The 16,524-nt window shown below is 40.5% G+C and carries 14 protein-coding genes; 9 read left to right on the forward strand and 5 right to left on the reverse strand.

Features of this window, described 5'->3' with window-relative positions; all coding sequences use genetic code 11:
* Positions 1-51 precede the first annotated feature (51 nt).
* Positions 52-813, reverse strand: a complete 762-nt coding sequence (locus ACJJVX_RS11335; protein WP_054205148.1) for an outer membrane protein assembly factor BamD — start codon at positions 811-813, stop codon at positions 52-54.
* Positions 814-954: 141 nt separating this feature from the next.
* Here ACJJVX_RS11335 and rluD point away from each other — a divergent pair, with 141 nt between their 5' ends.
* From rluD to clpB, 3 genes are all read left to right on the forward strand, one after another.
* Positions 955-1,932: a 23S rRNA pseudouridine(1911/1915/1917) synthase RluD gene (rluD, locus tag ACJJVX_RS11340; RefSeq protein WP_054205149.1), complete on the forward strand. Its 978-nt coding sequence runs from the start codon at positions 955-957 to the stop codon at positions 1,930-1,932.
* 9 nt (positions 1,933-1,941) lie between these two features.
* The gene (gene pgeF / locus ACJJVX_RS11345; RefSeq protein ID WP_405631512.1) at positions 1,942-2,667 is read left to right on the forward strand and encodes a peptidoglycan editing factor PgeF; all 726 of its coding nucleotides are present in this window, start codon (positions 1,942-1,944) and stop codon (positions 2,665-2,667) included.
* 107 nt (positions 2,668-2,774) lie between these two features.
* Complete coding sequence (gene clpB / locus ACJJVX_RS11350; RefSeq protein ID WP_054205151.1) at positions 2,775-5,351, forward strand: ATP-dependent chaperone ClpB; 2,577 nt, start codon at positions 2,775-2,777, stop codon at positions 5,349-5,351.
* Between the two features lie 208 nt (positions 5,352-5,559).
* Here clpB and ACJJVX_RS11355 read toward each other — a convergent pair whose 3' ends face one another.
* Positions 5,560-7,107, reverse strand: a complete 1,548-nt coding sequence (locus ACJJVX_RS11355; RefSeq protein WP_054205152.1) for a PAS domain-containing methyl-accepting chemotaxis protein — start codon at positions 7,105-7,107, stop codon at positions 5,560-5,562.
* A gap of 443 nt (positions 7,108-7,550) precedes the next feature.
* Between ACJJVX_RS11355 and gshA the strand changes: the two genes are divergently transcribed.
* Together gshA and ACJJVX_RS11365 are read left to right on the forward strand one after the other, a co-directional pair.
* Positions 7,551-9,128 carry a glutamate--cysteine ligase gene (gshA, locus tag ACJJVX_RS11360; RefSeq protein ID WP_054205153.1) on the forward strand — a complete coding sequence of 526 codons (1,578 nt, stop codon included), beginning with the start codon at positions 7,551-7,553 and terminating at the stop codon, positions 9,126-9,128.
* 124 nt (positions 9,129-9,252) lie between these two features.
* Positions 9,253-9,861, forward strand: coding sequence for a hypothetical protein (locus ACJJVX_RS11365; protein ID WP_054205154.1), 609 nt, complete (start codon positions 9,253-9,255; stop codon positions 9,859-9,861).
* 55 nt (positions 9,862-9,916) lie between these two features.
* Here ACJJVX_RS11365 and ACJJVX_RS11370 read toward each other — a convergent pair whose 3' ends face one another.
* From ACJJVX_RS11370 to ACJJVX_RS11380, 3 genes are all read right to left on the reverse strand, one after another.
* The gene (locus ACJJVX_RS11370; RefSeq protein ID WP_054205155.1) at positions 9,917-10,756 is read right to left on the reverse strand and encodes a mechanosensitive ion channel family protein; all 840 of its coding nucleotides are present in this window, start codon (positions 10,754-10,756) and stop codon (positions 9,917-9,919) included.
* Between the two features lie 128 nt (positions 10,757-10,884).
* Complete coding sequence (locus tag ACJJVX_RS11375; protein ID WP_152960587.1) at positions 10,885-12,153, reverse strand: HlyC/CorC family transporter; 1,269 nt, start codon at positions 12,151-12,153, stop codon at positions 10,885-10,887.
* A gap of 61 nt (positions 12,154-12,214) precedes the next feature.
* Positions 12,215-13,021 (reverse strand): inner membrane protein YpjD, encoded by an 807-nt coding sequence (locus ACJJVX_RS11380; protein ID WP_054205157.1) that lies wholly within the window; start codon positions 13,019-13,021, stop codon positions 12,215-12,217.
* Between the two features lie 272 nt (positions 13,022-13,293).
* Here ACJJVX_RS11380 and ffh point away from each other — a divergent pair, with 272 nt between their 5' ends.
* The 4 genes from ffh (at position 13,294) to trmD (ending at position 16,502) form a co-directional block, all read left to right on the forward strand.
* Positions 13,294-14,673 (forward strand): signal recognition particle protein, encoded by a 1,380-nt coding sequence (gene ffh, locus ACJJVX_RS11385; RefSeq protein ID WP_054205158.1) that lies wholly within the window; start codon positions 13,294-13,296, stop codon positions 14,671-14,673.
* 259 nt (positions 14,674-14,932) lie between these two features.
* Positions 14,933-15,181, forward strand: a complete 249-nt coding sequence (rpsP, locus tag ACJJVX_RS11390) for a 30S ribosomal protein S16 (protein ID WP_016708927.1) — start codon at positions 14,933-14,935, stop codon at positions 15,179-15,181.
* Positions 15,182-15,198: 17 nt separating this feature from the next.
* The gene (gene rimM / locus ACJJVX_RS11395) at positions 15,199-15,735 is read left to right on the forward strand and encodes a ribosome maturation factor RimM (protein ID WP_054205159.1); all 537 of its coding nucleotides are present in this window, start codon (positions 15,199-15,201) and stop codon (positions 15,733-15,735) included.
* Positions 15,735-16,502, forward strand: a complete 768-nt coding sequence (trmD, locus tag ACJJVX_RS11400) for a tRNA (guanosine(37)-N1)-methyltransferase TrmD (RefSeq protein ID WP_054205160.1) — start codon at positions 15,735-15,737, stop codon at positions 16,500-16,502. Before rimM ends, trmD begins: the two co-directional genes overlap by 1 nt.
* Positions 16,503-16,524: the final 22 nt, after the last annotated feature.

Raw genomic sequence — 16,524 nt, forward strand, 5'->3', positions numbered from 1 at the left:
GCGCCTTTTTTGTATTTATTACAAACACGTTAGAGTGTGTTTGGAAATAATCTACTTATTTTTATTTAGTTCGCGAGTCATTCTTGCATGCTTACTTAACTCTGGTAAACCAAGCTTTTCATAGCTTTTTTCCATCATCTCCAGAGCTTCATCTAGATAGCTACTTTGTGAATAATGTTCAACAACATATTTACCACGGTTAGCTGCAGCTAGATATGCTTCTCGTTCGTAATAATAATCGGCTACTTTAAGCTCATAGCGTGCCATTTTATTTAGCAACCATACTAAGCGGCGTTTTGCCTCAGGTGCATAACCGCTATCAGGAAAGCGATTAACTAAAGTTGATAAATCAGTAAATGCAACACGAGTTCGGTTTGCATCACGGTCAGCTCTGTCAACACCAAAATATTCTTGGAAAGCATTTTCATCCGCTTTAATATTTACCAAGCCACGCATATAGTACATGTAGTCTAAATCTTTGTGGTTTGGGTTAAGGCGAATGAAACGGTCTATTGTTGCTAATGCCTGCTCAGTATTTCCAGCTTGATAATGAGCAAACACCAAATCTAATTGCACCTGTTTTGACATTGGGCCAAACGGGTAGCGTGAATCTATAGCACTTAAAAGTTCAATTGCACGTGCGTATAAGCCTGAATCGAGAGTTTGTTTCGCATCTTCATAAAGTGCTTGTGCAGATTTATTTGGTACGCGTTGGATATCTTCTTCATCTGGTGCTGACGAACAAGCCCCTAAACCAAGCAATGAAACTGTAAAAACAATGGCGAATGCACGTTTCCCTATTCTATTTATCATTTTATTTGTTACCTTCGATGTCTTCGGCTAGGCCAAGTGGGTAAAACCGAGTAAACTATACTTATTATATAATGCTTTTATTAAAAGCGATTCTAACCCAGTCGAGCGCAGCTTGCACTGGTAAATTGGGTAAAGTTACTAATGACAGAGCAAATTTCTCTTCAAGCCGATGTACCAACTGAGTTAGGCGGTAAACGTCTAGACCAAGTATTAGCACAATTGTTCCCTGATTATTCACGTTCACGTATAAAAACGTGGATCTTGGATGATAAAATCACCGTTGATGGTGAAATTTTCAACACTCCACGCGAAAAACTCTTTGGCGGAGAAGTCGTTAATGTTGAAACGAGTATTGAAGCACCACGTGAATACCTCGCACAAGATATCAAATTAAACATCGTTTATGAAGATGATGATATTTTAGTTATCAATAAACCTATGGGTTTAGTTGTGCACCCTGGAGCTGGTAATCCTGATGGCACAGTGCTTAATGCATTATTGCATCATCATCCTGATATTATTAACGTTCCACGTGCAGGTATTGTTCACCGTCTAGATAAAGATACGACCGGTTTAATGGTGGTAGCTAAAACTATTCAGGCGCAAACACATTTAGTTAAAGCCTTGCAAAAGCGCGAGAATTTCACGCGTGAATACGAAGCAATTTGTAATGGTACGATGACAGCAGGTGGCATGGTTGAAAAACCAATTGCTCGTCACCCTACACAGCGTACACACATGGCTGTTCATGAGCAGGGTAAACCTGCAATTACGCATTTTCGCGTTGCTGAAAAGTTTCGTGCGCACACGCGATTACGTCTGCGTTTAGAAACAGGACGAACTCACCAAATTCGTGTTCATATGGCATTTATTAATCACCCATTAATAGGCGACAAAGCATATGGCGGCCGTCCACGTCCACCAAAAGGAGCAACACCTGAGTTATTCCAAATGCTACGTGAGTTTAATCGTCAAGCTTTGCATGCTGTTAAGTTAAGTATTGCTCATCCAATTACTGGTGAGATGATGACATGGCAGGCACCTATTCCTGATGACATGGTTGCGATGACGCACGTGCTACGTGAAGATACGAAAGCAAACCCAAATATTGATTATTAAGCTTAGTTAATGCTTTCACCCAATTGGTCAGCACCAACAAATGTTGGTGCATTAAGTACAACTCGTGACGGGGGGCTATCGCGTGCCCCTTTTTCAAGTTTAAACTTAGGGCTTCATGTGGGTGATGATCGGCAAGTGGTATTAGCAAATCGCCATTTATTAGATCAGCTATTGCCAAATCCGCCGATTTGGTTAAATCAAGTACATAGCGCTGAGGTTGTCGTCGTTGATAAACACTTTGATCCATTAACAGTACGAGATGCAGATGCACTTTATACATCTTTGCAGAATCAGCCTTTAGCAATTATGACGGCAGATTGTCTCCCTATATTGTTGACGTCATCGTGTGGTAATGAAGTTGCCGCAATACATGGTGGCTGGCGTGGTTTAAATGCAGGTATTATGGCGAATACGATTGCTCAATTCTCGGCATCAAAAAATAACATCATTGCATGGTTAGGGCCTGCAATTGGTGCATTAAAGTTTGAAGTAGGCAGTGAAGTAAGAGCTGCATTTTGTGAGCAATCAGATGCCTATGAATACGCATTTAAAGAAACCAATAATGGCAAATATTTAGCTGATATTTACGCTATTGCCCGTATTCAATTGATGCAGTTAGGTGTTAATACTATTAGTGGCGGTGAATATTGCACCGTAAGCCAGCCCGAATCATTTTTTTCATATCGCCGTGATAGGCAGACAGGACGAATGGCAAGCTTGATCTGGCGCAAATAACCTCTAACTACACTCATATTCATGATTATATTTTTTGCTAAACCTTGAACAAACCACTCAACATACCCATTAATTAAACAATTAGTTTTTTTATAGGTTATCTCATTATGCGTTTAGATCGATTTACCAGTAAATTTCAATCTGCGCTCTCAGATGCTCAGTCTCTTGCTCTAGGTCGCGATCATCAATTTATTGAACCTGTGCACTTAATGTACTCATTGCTTCAGCAAAGCGGTTCAAGTGTGCGTGCATTACTCGCTCAAGCGAGTGTGAGTGCCGATGAGCTCAATACTAAATTATCCCAAGAGATAGAAAAACTCTTTAAAGTGGAAGGTGTTGGTGGTGACGTACAGTTATCGAATAACATGGTTTCACTGATTAACTTATGTGATAAATATGCACAAAAACGTAAAGACAAATATATCTCGAGCGAATTATTTGTATTAGCTGCCTGTGAAGATAAAGGACCGTTAGGTGATATTTTCCGTGCCTTGAATATGACCGCGACAAAAATTGAAGCGGCAATTAAAGCGATTCGAGGTGGCCAAAAAGTGGATGATCCAAATGCTGAAGAAACACGCCAAGCATTGAAAAAATTCACCATAGATTTAACCGAACGCGCTGAGCAAGGTAAGTTAGACCCTGTTATAGGTCGTGACGATGAAATTCGTCGTACAATTCAAGTACTACAACGACGCACTAAGAATAACCCCGTTCTAATTGGTGAGCCAGGCGTCGGTAAAACGGCGATTGCCGAAGGACTAGCGCAGCGTATCATTAATGGTGAAGTGCCCGAAGGGTTAAAAAACAAACGTGTGTTGTCACTTGATTTAGGGGCGCTGGTGGCTGGTGCCAAGTATAGAGGTGAGTTTGAAGAACGATTAAAATCAGTTCTTAATGAATTGGCTAAAGAAGAAGGCCAAGTGATTTTATTTATAGATGAAATTCATACTATGGTGGGCGCAGGAAAGAGCGATGGTGCAATGGATGCAGGGAACATGTTAAAACCTGCTTTAGCACGAGGTGAATTACATTGCGTAGGTGCAACAACGCTTGATGAATACCGTAAGTACATTGAAAAAGATGCAGCTTTAGAGCGTCGTTTTCAAAAAGTCTTAGTTGAAGAGCCTTCAGTCGAAGACACAATAGCGATTTTACGTGGATTAAAAGAGCGTTATGAGCTTCATCACTGCGTTGATATTACCGATCCGGCCATTGTTGCTGCTGCACATTTGTCGCACCGCTATATTAGTGATCGCCAACTACCAGATAAAGCTATTGATTTAATTGACGAAGCAGGTTCGTCTATTCGTCTACAGATTGATTCAAAGCCAGAGTCTTTAGATAAGTTGGAGCGTCGTATTATTCAACTTAAATTAGAAGACAATGCGTTAGCGAAAGAAAAAGATGACGCAAGCCAAAAGCGTCGAAGTGAAATGCAGGAATTGATCACAGACCTTGAAGCCCAATACCGTGAGCTTGATGAAGTGTGGAATGCCGAAAAAGCATCACTTCAAGGCACCCAAGTTATAAAAGCAGAACTAGAACAAGCTCGTTTAGATTTAGATGTTGCCCGCAGAGCAACTGATTTACAACGTATGTCTGAACTCCAGTATGGTCGCATCCCTGATTTAGAGCGTAAACTTGATTTAGCGTCGCAAGCTGAAATGCAAGATATGAGTTTACTCAAAAATCAGGTTGGCGAAGATGAGATTGCTGAAATTTTATCGCGTTGGACGGGGATCCCGGTCTCAAAAATGCTTCAAGGTGAGCGAGAAAAGTTACTGCAAATGGAAGATCATCTGCATGCAAAAGTAATCGGGCAGGACGAAGCCGTTATTGCCGTATCTAATGCGATTAGGCGCTCACGCGCAGGGCTTGCTGATCCAAATAGACCAATTGGTTCATTCTTATTTTTAGGGCCAACCGGGGTAGGTAAAACCGAACTGACAAAAGCGTTAGCAACATATATGTTTGACACTGAGAGCGCAATGGTGCGTATTGATATGTCAGAGTTTATGGAAAAACACTCAGTAGCACGTTTAGTTGGCGCGCCTCCTGGTTATGTAGGTTATGAAGAGGGTGGCTACTTGACCGAAGCTGTACGACGCCGTCCATATTCAGTCATTTTGCTTGATGAAATTGAAAAAGCGCACCCTGACGTATTCAATATTTTACTACAAGTATTGGATGATGGTCGCTTAACGGATGGGCAAGGTCGAACCGTTGATTTTAAAAACACGGTGATTATCATGACTTCTAATTTAGGCTCCGATATCATCCAAGAGCAAACAGGTAGTAATGATTACAGTGCCTTGAAAGAAAAAGTAATGGGTGTACTCGTTAATGAATTTAGACCTGAGTTCATAAACCGTATTGATGAAACTGTCGTATTTCATCCCCTAGCGAATGAGCACATCAAAGAGATTGCAGATATTCAACTGAGCAAATTACGCGAGCGACTTACAGCAATGGGGTATTTGTTAAACATTAGTGATGCTGCACTTGAACGAATTGCTGCTAGCGGTTTTGACCCAGTTTATGGTGCAAGACCGCTTAAACGAGCAATCCAGCACACAATTGAAAACCCACTGTCTCAGAAGCTACTCGCTGGTGAATATCAAAGTGGAGACATGATAGTGATAGACGCTGATGAAAATGGTTTAGTATTCACAACACGCTAAATAAGTAATAAAGTTATGACCAGCGCATGTGCTGGTCATAACTTTTTGTTGTTCTATTTTTATTTAGCTCGCTAGGTTACAAACCTCGCGCCGCGATTAAATCGCCCCTAGATTGAACAAATTTCAATCCATAAAGGTCAACACGGCCTAATGTAAAGTTAAAAATAAAGCTCTAAAATCAGGCTTTAACATCCTAATAAACCATAATTTAAACTTTAAAAGTAAGCAAAATATCATTCACTTTACGTGAACCTTCAACTAGCTGAGCCGCATCTTTAGCTACATTAAAGCTTAAAGCGAGGTTTTCATCACTAAATCCTTTAATTTGTTTTACGTTCTCACCAATATCACCACTGACCGCTTGTTGCTGCTGTGCTGCGGCTGATATTTGTGTGGCTAATTGTGATATTTCGCTTATCTGAGCAAAAATGCTATCAAGCTCTATTTGCGTATGGCCAGTTGTATTTACACATTCATCGGCCTGGGATTTTGTATTTTTCATCACTGTTGACCAACTAAACAAAGTGTCTTGAATTTCTTTAATTGAGCTGTGAATTTGCGATGTTGCACGTTGGGTACGTGAAGAAAGTGCACGCACTTCATCAGCTACTACAGCAAAGCCGCGGCCATGTTCACCTGCGCGTGCAGCTTCAATTGCAGCATTTAAAGCCAATAAATTGGTTTGTTCAGCAATGCCTTCAATCTCAGTCATTACTTGACCAATTTTATCAGCCTCTGTTGCTAATGCATTTGCAGTGCTAGCCGCTTGCTCTACTTGAGATGCAAGTTCTGACACCATTGAGCTGTTATCAGCAATGTGAACTTTAATATCAGAGCAGCTTTGGTAGGTTACATTAACTTGTTCAGCGGTATTTTGAGTGCTTGTGGAGATCTCTCCAATTGTTGTGCTCATTTGCGACATTGCCGTCGCTATTTGGCTTAGACGTTGACCTTGCGCCGAAATACCTTGCTCTGTAAGTGACGACTGGTTATCTAAATTAGACGCTATACCGTTAAATGTTATGGTGGCATCTTTTATTCTGCCAAGCACTGTGCGTAGTTTTGCGTTGAGCATCTCACGATTGTATTCGCTAATACTAAATGGGTGAGTGCCTACGTAAATATAGCGTGAGACAGAATCAAACTCAGCCTTTTGCTGCTTTAATAAATTGGGAGTTACAATCAGTTCGTCATAATTGAGGAAAACAATAGCGCTACAAAATAACACTGCAACAAGGGCTGCAGTAACAGATATAGTCACAGCTAACAGAGTTAAACCCAGTAACGTGATGATCAACGCACATGTTTGCCTTACACTAACTAATTCACGGTATGAAGTGAGTGACTTTCCAGCATTTATTTTTTTATAAAATTCAGTGGCGCGCTGTTTTAATTGTTGTGTCGGCTTGCTGCGGACAGATTGATAGCCAACTAATTGACCGTGTTCAAAAATAGGGGTAACAAAAGCGTCAACCCAATAATAACGACCGTCTTTACAGAGGTTTTTAACCATTCCACGCCATGAGTGGCCTGCTTTTAGCTTTTCCCACATTTCTTTAAATGCAGCTTTGGGCATGTCAGGGTGGCGAACAATGTTATGGTTTTTACCCATCAACTCTTCTAATGTGTAGCCTGCTATTGCGCAAAAAGCGTCATTAGCATAAGTGATCACACCACGTAAATCTGTTGTAGAGACCAATTCTTGGTGCTGTGAAAAAGTAACCTCTTCATTCTTTATTTGCTGACCCCGACGCATGGGTAGTCCTTAAACATACTTTATTATTAAACCCGATTATAAAGTTCATCCTAAATTAATGAAAGGTAAAATACCTAAAGTGGGTACGCATAAATTGCTAATTACACTTTTGATGATCTAAAACAAATAAAAGGTCAATTAACCATATTTACTTTGCAGTTATTTGAATGGTTAGCTCGACTGGGCGGGTCTATGTATTTTGAATAAACCACATCATGATATATGTCATGACAGTGGTGCGTTTAAAGCAATTGTATATTGACACTTTCAATGGCAAGATTAGTCTATAATGCATTGGCAAATTTGTACGCCTTGCTGTAATTCGCGCGGTAGTTTGTGTGGCAAATAATTAGAATAAGTGTGATCCCTATTATTTAGCCTTGAGTATTATCAATTCGCCCCCATTGACTTAAGATTAAGCCACGTGGCTCGAGGAAGCATTTTTGACTACACATGATCTAAATAAAACGCTAGCAGCGTTATCTCCAGAACAACATCAATACGCAATTAAAGGTATTCAACGTGGCATAGAAAGAGAAGCATTGAGGATTCAGCCTAATGGTGTTATATCACAGCAAAGACATCCTAAAGGGGTTGGTAGTGCGTTAACAAATGGGCATATCACCACTGATTTCTCTGAATCGTTATTAGAGTTTATTACACCGGTTAGTGAATCTGCCGAAGAAACGTTAAGTCAGTTGCAAGATTTGCAAAAGTTTACCTTAGCGCAGATGGGGGATGAGTTATTATGGCCTATCAGTATGCCGTGTTTCATTGAGCACCAAGACGACATAGTGTTAGCTCAATTTGGCGATTCCAATATTGGCCGAATGAAAACACTCTACCGTCAAGGATTGAAAAACCGTTACGGCAGCATGATGCAAGCTATTGCTGGCGTGCACTTTAATATTTCATTCCCTGAAACGTTTTGGCAAAGTTTGCAGACAATAAAAGGCGACAAGGGACCGTTAACTGATTTTATCTCAGCAGGTTACCTCAGCTTGATCCGTAACTTTAAACGAGAGCTTTGGTTAATAAGCTATTTATTTGGTGCGTCACCCGCTTTATGTAATTCGTTTTTACAAGGTCGTAAGACGGATTTACCATTTAAAAAATTAGGCAAAGGTACACTATACCTTGAAACAGGCACGGCGCTTCGATTAGGTAACTTAGGTTATACAAATAGTGCGCAGTCATCATTAAAGGTTATGTATAACTCATTAGATGAGTATGTCGCCGGCTTAAAGCGTGCGATTAATACGCCATCAGATATTTACAGTGGCATTGGCGATTACAATAATGATCAACCAAAACAGCTTAATAAAAATATCTTACAAATAGAAAATGAATTTTATTCTCCAATCCGGCCTAAGCGCAATGCAAAAAGTGGTGAAACACCAACGGATGCATTATTACGTGGTGGTATTGAATACATAGAAATTCGTGCATTAGATGTGAACCCGTTTAGCGAAACAGGCATTAATATTGAACAAATTCGCTTTCTCGATGTATTTTTAACATATTGCTTGTTAAAAGATTCACCGGACATGGATTGGGACTCGCAACAGCGCAGCACTGAGAATCTAGATACCGTTGTTAATAATGGGCGTGCTAGTCATGTTGAGCTCAATAAATCAGGCGCACCAAGTAATTTAGTCGACTGGGGACAAGAGGTGTTTGCTCAGCTTCGCTCTGTGGCTCATTACATGGATAATGCTTATGGTGTCCAATACTACAGTGAAACGGTTGCACGCTTATCTTCGTGGATCACAGATCCTACACTTACTTATTCAGGTCGCTATGTGGCGCAATTGAAAGAGTCAGGTCTTGATAACGGACACTTTGCTTTAGCATTAGCTAAAAATTACAAGCATAGCCATCAAGCAACGCCATACAACGTTTATTCTGATAGCTATTTGCAACAACAAGCACAGCGTTCAATACAGGACGAGCTTGCTGTAGTTGCTGCTGATAGCGTATCTTTTAAAGTGTTTTTAGATGAGTATTTTAAAGATAAATAACAGACAAAAAAACGCAGCCCATATGGGCTGCGTAAAAATTCTTCAGGGATGAAACAATGCTAAACTGCGCATTCATAAACTAAGGCCGATGTTTTTATTAAAAGTTCAGCGAGAATCAAAATAAATGAAAAAAAATTTAATAATTCTATCGCTGGGAGTGATTTTAACCGGCTGCGCGACCGCTCCGCCAAAGCAACCTAATGATATCTGTAAGATTTTTGAAGAAAAATCAAGTTGGTATTATGATGCCAAAAATGCCCAAGAAAAGTGGGGCTCACCAAAGCATGTGCTAATGAGTATGATGTATCAAGAAAGTTCATTTAAGCATGATGCAGCACCTCCAATGGAATATTTTTTATGGGTTATTCCCACCGGGCGTGCAAGTTCTGCTTATGGCTACTCCCAAGCTAAAACACCAACATGGTCTGATTATATTCGCGAAACAGGTAACAGCGGGGCTGATCGTGATGATTTTGATGATGCCATCGACTTCATGGGTTGGTTTGTTTATAAAACGCATAAAGTGAATGGCATATCAAAATGGGATGCTTACGCACAATATTTAAATTACCACGAAGGCTGGGGTGGCTATAAACGTGGCACCTACAAAAAGAAAAAGTGGCTAATGGGTGTCGCAAATAAAGTAAAAAATAGGGCAAGCCGTTATGGTGCTCAACTTAAAAAATGTGAAGATAGTTTAGACAAAGGTTGGTTAGATCGTTTATTTGGCTAATTTAAAACTAACAAGCCCGCACTGCGGGCTTGTTAGTTTTAAGGGGGCAGGCTATTTACTTCCCTGGAAATTGATGGATATGTACATCTCTTTGTGGGAATGGAATGGTGATGTTCTCTTTATCGAAAGCGATCTTAACGCGCTCGTATAAACCAAAATATACCGGCCAATAATTTTCAGAGTCAACCCATGCCCAAACGAGCATGCCAATATGGCTATCACCATGTTGGCTAACATGCACAATAGGTTTCTTCGCTTCATCACCTTTAAGCACTAACTCATACTCATTTAGGACAGCCATTAACACCTCGCGAGCCCTTAGTACATTATCTTGGTAGCTAATGCCGAATTCGATATCAACACGGCGAGTTGGCTCTGCAAATTTATTTTTAACACAGCCATTTGAAAGTGCGCCGTTAGGGATGATAATCTTTTCATTGTCGTAGGTAAGTAAGATAGTAACAAAAATTTGAATTTCAACGACTTTACCCATATGCCCTTGTGCTTCAATGACATCACCAATTTTAAATGGTTTAAAGAACAAGATAAGTACACCACCAGCAAAGTTAGCTAAACTGCCTTGTAAAGCCATACCTACAGCCAAACCTGCAGCGCCGAGCATCGCGATGAATGAGGTGGTTTCGATCCCAATCATCGAGGCAACAGAAATGAGTAATAGGACTTTTAATATCACTGAAATAAACGAGACTAAAAAGTGAGTTAAACCGGCTTCAAATTTCACTTTAGCCATTGATTTTTCGGTCATATTTGCAATTCGGCCAATAAACCACCAGCCCACAACTAATACAAATATTGCGAGTAAGAATTTAGGGCCATACAACATAAGCATTTCGATAGCTTTGGTGTATATAGTCTCTACTGAAATATCATCCATTAAAGTTCTCCGTAAGATAAAGAATTATAATAGCTTAATATATATCACTGGGTTGAGAATCTATGTCGGAAAATTCAGAAATAAGAAAGAGAGATAGAGTAACTTACTGGTTACTCTATCATTTGGGGTTAGGATTTGCGTAAAGCGGCTTGAACTCGAACAAGTTTAATCATGTTCTCTTTCACCTCAATTACCTCGATAGGGTAGCCTGCAATGCGTAAACTTAAATTTGCATTTGGAATATCTTCAAGGTACTCAACAATTAATCCACTTAGCGTTTTTGGGCCATCAAGCGGAAATTCCCAATCCATTTCTTTGTTTAGATCACGTACGTTAGCACCGCCATCCACTAAAAATGAACCATCCTCTTGTGATACAACTTCTTCACTTGGAGTACGTGTTTGAGTAGTCGTAAAGTCGCCAACCACTTCTTCAAGAATATCTTCAAGGGTTACTAAGCCTTGAATATCGCCGTATTCATCGACGACCAAACCAATGCGTTCTTTTGATTGCTGAAATTTAAACAGCTGTGTATTAAGCGATGTGCCTTCAGGGATAAAGTAAATTTCACGAACTGCGCGAAGTAGTGATGGCTTATCAAATTGCTCTTTCGTTAACAAGCGCAGCGCATCACGTGAGTGGATAAAACCTACCGCATCATCAATTTGGTCACGGTATAAAAGTACGCGTGTATGTTGTGCGTGGGTAAGCTGTTTACTAATAAGTTTCCAGTCATCATTGATATCAATGGCCACGATCTCGTTACGGGGTATCATAATATCTTCAACAGTGACTTGCTCTAAATCTAAAATAGAGGTCAACATGCTTTGGTGGCGAGCGGGGATCAGCGCACCAGATTCATTCAGCACTGTTTTTAATTCTTCCTTACTCATACTGTGCTCATCTATTTGTGCCGCACTAATACCAAATAAGCGTAATATACCATTGGTCATCCAGTTAACAACGACGACAAATGGAAAGAGAATCTTTAGCAAACCTTTGAGTATTACCGAGCTTGGAAAGGCAACTTTTTCAGGATAAAGCGCAGCAAGCGTTTTAGGTGTTACTTCTGCAAAAATAAGGACGACTAACGTAAGTGCGCCAGTGGCAATAGCGATACCTAAATCACCATATAAACGGATACCAATTATAGTTGCAACCTGTGCGGCAGCAATGTTTACCAGATTATTACCAATTAGGATCAGGCCAATAAGTCTATCAGGACGGCTCAAGAGTTTGTTGACACGCTTTGCTGCGCGGTGGTTTTCTTTGGCAAGGTGGCGTAAGCGGATTCTGTTAATTGACATAATGCCCGTTTCAGAACCAGAAAAATATGCAGAACAAAGTATGAGTATTCCAAGTATTATAAACAAAACACTTGTAGAGATGTCGTCCAAAGAAGGATCCTTTTTTATTTAATCAAGGTATATTAAGCGGTAGAGAGCACGCTGAGTCAAGTTAAAACTTATTAAGGATAACTTCTTGCACAAAGCGGCTACCAAAATAAGCTAATGTCAGTACAAATGCAGCACTCATTATAGCAAGTACAACAGGTTTTCCGCGCCAGCCAAATCTTAAGTGACCAAGTGTAACCGTGGCAAAAATAGCCCATGCACATAAAGATAAAATGGTTTTATGTATAAACTCTTTAGCAAACATACCTTCGAGGAAAACCAACCCTGATAGCAAAGCCAAAGTAAGAAGTGCTGTTCCTAATGTCAATAAATGATAAAGCTGGCGTTCAACCACCATTAATGGAGGAAGATGACTACGCACGATCGCTAAATCTTTGCGCTTTAACCGCTTATCAATAAAATAAAATTGCACACCATATAGCGTAGCAATAATAAGTACACAATAAGCGAGTAAAGAGAGTGATATATGAGTAACAAGGCCGATTTGTATATCAATACTTTGCAATAGAATATGATGAGGAATAAATAAACTAGCAATTGTTAGTAAAGCCGCAAAACCATACACCACAGGTAATAGTAATGTTGCAGGGAACTTTAATGAAACCGTGGTGACAGACACCACGATCACCCAGCAAGTTAAGAGTGCGACATTCACGATACTCAAATCTTGTCCATCAGAACGAAAGACCGAATTTACCAGCAATAGCATGTGCGCTAAGATAGCGATAGTGCTTAGTATCACCGTGAGCTTTTGGCTCGGACCTTGTTGGTGAAATAATCGAGATAGGACATGTGATGTCGCTAAAACGTAAAATAAACTGGCAATAATAGTTAAACTAATAATCAGCATAGTACTTGGGCCACTCAATTTGAGTCAAATATCCTTGTTAGAGTAAGTCCATTGTATTTTATAGCAAGACAAATGCCTAGGCTTTGTAAAAAGAAACTCAAACAGCCTACTTGAGTACTATATTGTGCACCTTAATTTACGGTATACTGTTTTTAATTAAAATTTTAATATTACTGACTAAGTTAAATTAACGCATATAAAGAGCAAACTATTAATTTGCTCACGGTGTGAAATTGAGCTGTCGGTATATCACGTTTGATCGGAACCTTTACATGTTTGAGAACCTCCAAGAACGATTAGGTAAAACCTTAAAGAATATCAGCGGCCGCGGTCGCCTAACTGAAGACAACATAAAAGATACGCTACGCGAAGTTCGTATGGCTTTTTTAGAAGCTGACGTTGCTTTACCCGTTGTTCGCGAGTTCGTTAAACAAGTTAAAGAACGTGCGGTAGGCGTTGAAGTAACTAAAAGTTTAAGCCCAGGGCAAGTTTTTATTAAAATAGTTCGTGAAGAGCTAGAAAAAGCCATGGGTGAAGCAAACGAAGAGCTAAGCTTAAACGCACAACCGCCAGCTGTTGTCATGATGGCGGGTTTACAAGGTGCGGGTAAAACCACCAGTGTTGCCAAGCTTGCGAAATTTTTAAGAGAACGTAAAAAGAAATCAGTGTTAGTGGTCAGTGCCGATGTATATCGTCCTGCCGCAATTAAACAGCTAGAAACGCTTGCCGCAGAAGTTGAAGTTGAATTTTTCCCAAGTGATATATCACAAAAGCCAGTTGATATTGCAACGGCCGCTATAACACACGCAAAAAAGAAGTTTATTGATGTTGTATTAGTCGATACCGCAGGCCGATTACATGTCGATAATGACATGATGGATGAGATAAAAGCGCTACACAAAGCAATCAACCCAATCGAAACCTTATTTGTCGTTGATGCTATGACAGGTCAAGATGCGGCAAACACAGCTAAAGCATTTGACGAAGCATTGCCGCTTACTGGTGTTATATTAACAAAAACCGATGGTGATGCTCGCGGTGGTGCGGCGTTGTCTATTCGCCATATCACCGGTAAGCCGATTAAATTTATGGGGGTGGGTGAACGTACTGATGCACTCGAACCTTTTCATCCTGACCGCATAGCATCCCGTATTTTAGGGATGGGTGATGTACTTTCATTGATCGAAGAAGTCGAGATGAAAGTCGATAAAGAGCAAGCTGCAAAAGTAGCTGAAAAAGTATTTAAAGGCGATGGTTTTACCCTGGATGATTTTGCTGAGCAACTAAAGCAAATGAAAAATATGGGTGGCATGATGTCGATGCTTGATAAGTTACCAGGTATGTCAAACTTACCCGATGCAGTGAAAGGTCAAATGGGTGATAAAACCTTTATTCAAATGGAAGCGATCATCAGCTCAATGACTAAAAAAGAGCGTGCCCGTCCTGAAATCATTAAAGGTTCGCGTAAAAAGCGTATAGCAGCGGGTTCTGGTACCCAAGTGCAAGAGATAAATAAGTTGCTAAAACAGTTTACGCAAATGCAAAAAATGATGAAAAAAATGAAAGGTAAGGGCGGAATGCAAAAAATGATGCGCGGTATGAAAGGCATGTTACCCCCTGGAATGATGGGTGGTGGTGGGCCTAAGTTTTAATTACCAGCTAAGTTTTGTAGGTATTGTGTACAAATTAATTTAAAAAAGAGGCAAACAGCCTCTTTTTTTGTGGATAAATTATGCATTCAAAGACTTATATAGACTCAATTAACGCGGAGATCATAGTTTAATCAAGTTAACTCCTATTTTGAGTCACTTCTTACTTGCATTGTTGCTAAAAACTCGTACAATTCCCCAGCTCCCCATACTGGGGAGCAATTCTTATTAATGAAAACAGTCAATCTATTTAGAGGACGGTATGGTAACTATTCGTTTGCAACGTGGTGGCGCTAAAAAACGCCCTTTCTATCAAATTGTGGTTGCGGATAGCCGTTTCTCGCGTGACGGTCGCTTCATCGAGAAAGTAGGCTTTTTTAACCCAATTGCTAGTGGTCAAGAAGAAAAAGTACGTTTAGATTTATCTCGTGTTGAACACTGGGTAGGTCAGGGCGCATCTCTTTCAGATCGCGTAAGTAAGTTAGTAAAAGACGCTCGTAAAGCGGCTTAATAGGCGTAAGTGTAACCATGAGTCAAGAGAACACCTCATCAATAATTGTCGTAGGAAAGCTCGGTGCCCCATATGGTATAAAGGGCTGGCTTAAGGTACATTCATTTACTGATGATCCCCAAGGGATCTTCGAATTCAGCCCGTGGTTGATAGGGCAGCAAGGTAAATGGCAGACCTTAGAAGTGGTCGACTGGCGTCGCCACAACAAAGGCTTTATCGCTAAATTTGCGCAAGTAAACGACCGAGACGAAGCAATGGCTTATACCCATGCAGAAATCTCAATGGATGCAGCGCAATTACCAGAACTTCCGCAAGGCGAGTTCTATTGGCGAGATCTCATTGGCATGTCGGTTATAACTGATAAAGGTTATAACTTAGGCATCGTTGATGACCTGATGGAGACAGGCTCAAATGACGTATTGGTTGTTAAAGCAAACAATAAAGATGCATTTGGTCAAGCTGAACGTTTAATTCCATTTTTAACTGATACAGTTATTAAAGAGATTAAACACGATGCTAAAGAAATTACCGTAGACTGGGATCCTGGCTTTTAATGAGTCAAACTAGTTCGTTGTGGGTAGGGGTTATCAGCCTTTTCCCGGACATGTTTGATGCCATTACAACGCAAGGTGTAACTGGTCGCGCAGTAAAAAATGGTCTGATCGACTTTAACTGCTGGAACCCACGTGACTATGCTATTGATAAGCATAGAACAGTGGATGATCGCCCTTACGGGGGCGGTCCAGGTATGTTGATGATGGTTGAGCCATTGAAACAAGCCATTCTTGACGCTAAAGCAGCGGCAGGTGATGGTGCAAAAGTAATTTATATGTCCCCGCAAGGGCGCAAATTAGATCAGCAAGGGGCAAGCGAACTCGCAAGCTCTAAAAAACTGATTTTAATTGCCGGTCGCTATGAAGGTATAGATGAGAGAATAATAGAGTCATATGTTGACGAAGAATGGTCAATTGGTGATTTTATTTTGAGTGGTGGTGAACTACCTGCTATGACATTAATTGACGCAGTAGCGCGATTAGTGCCAGGTGTTTTAGGGCATAACCAGTCAGCAGAGCAAGACTCATTTTCGAATGGCTTGCTAGATTGTCCTCATTATACTCGGCCAGAAACATTGGACGACAAACAGGTGCCTGCTGTATTACTCAGCGGAAACCACCAAGAGATAGCAAAATGGCGGCTAATGCAGTCATTAGGCAGAACTTGGCTACGACGTCCTGACTTGTTGCATAACCTAGCTCTGACTGAGGAGCAAGCGGTATTACTCGCAAAATTTCAGCAAGAGTACCAAAAAGCTTGTGGCTAGAAGACAGTTACACCTAGGAAAG

Source organism: Pseudoalteromonas sp. Ld20 (genome assembly GCF_045064175.1).
GTDB classification, from domain to species: domain Bacteria; phylum Pseudomonadota; class Gammaproteobacteria; order Enterobacterales; family Alteromonadaceae; genus Pseudoalteromonas; species Pseudoalteromonas neustonica.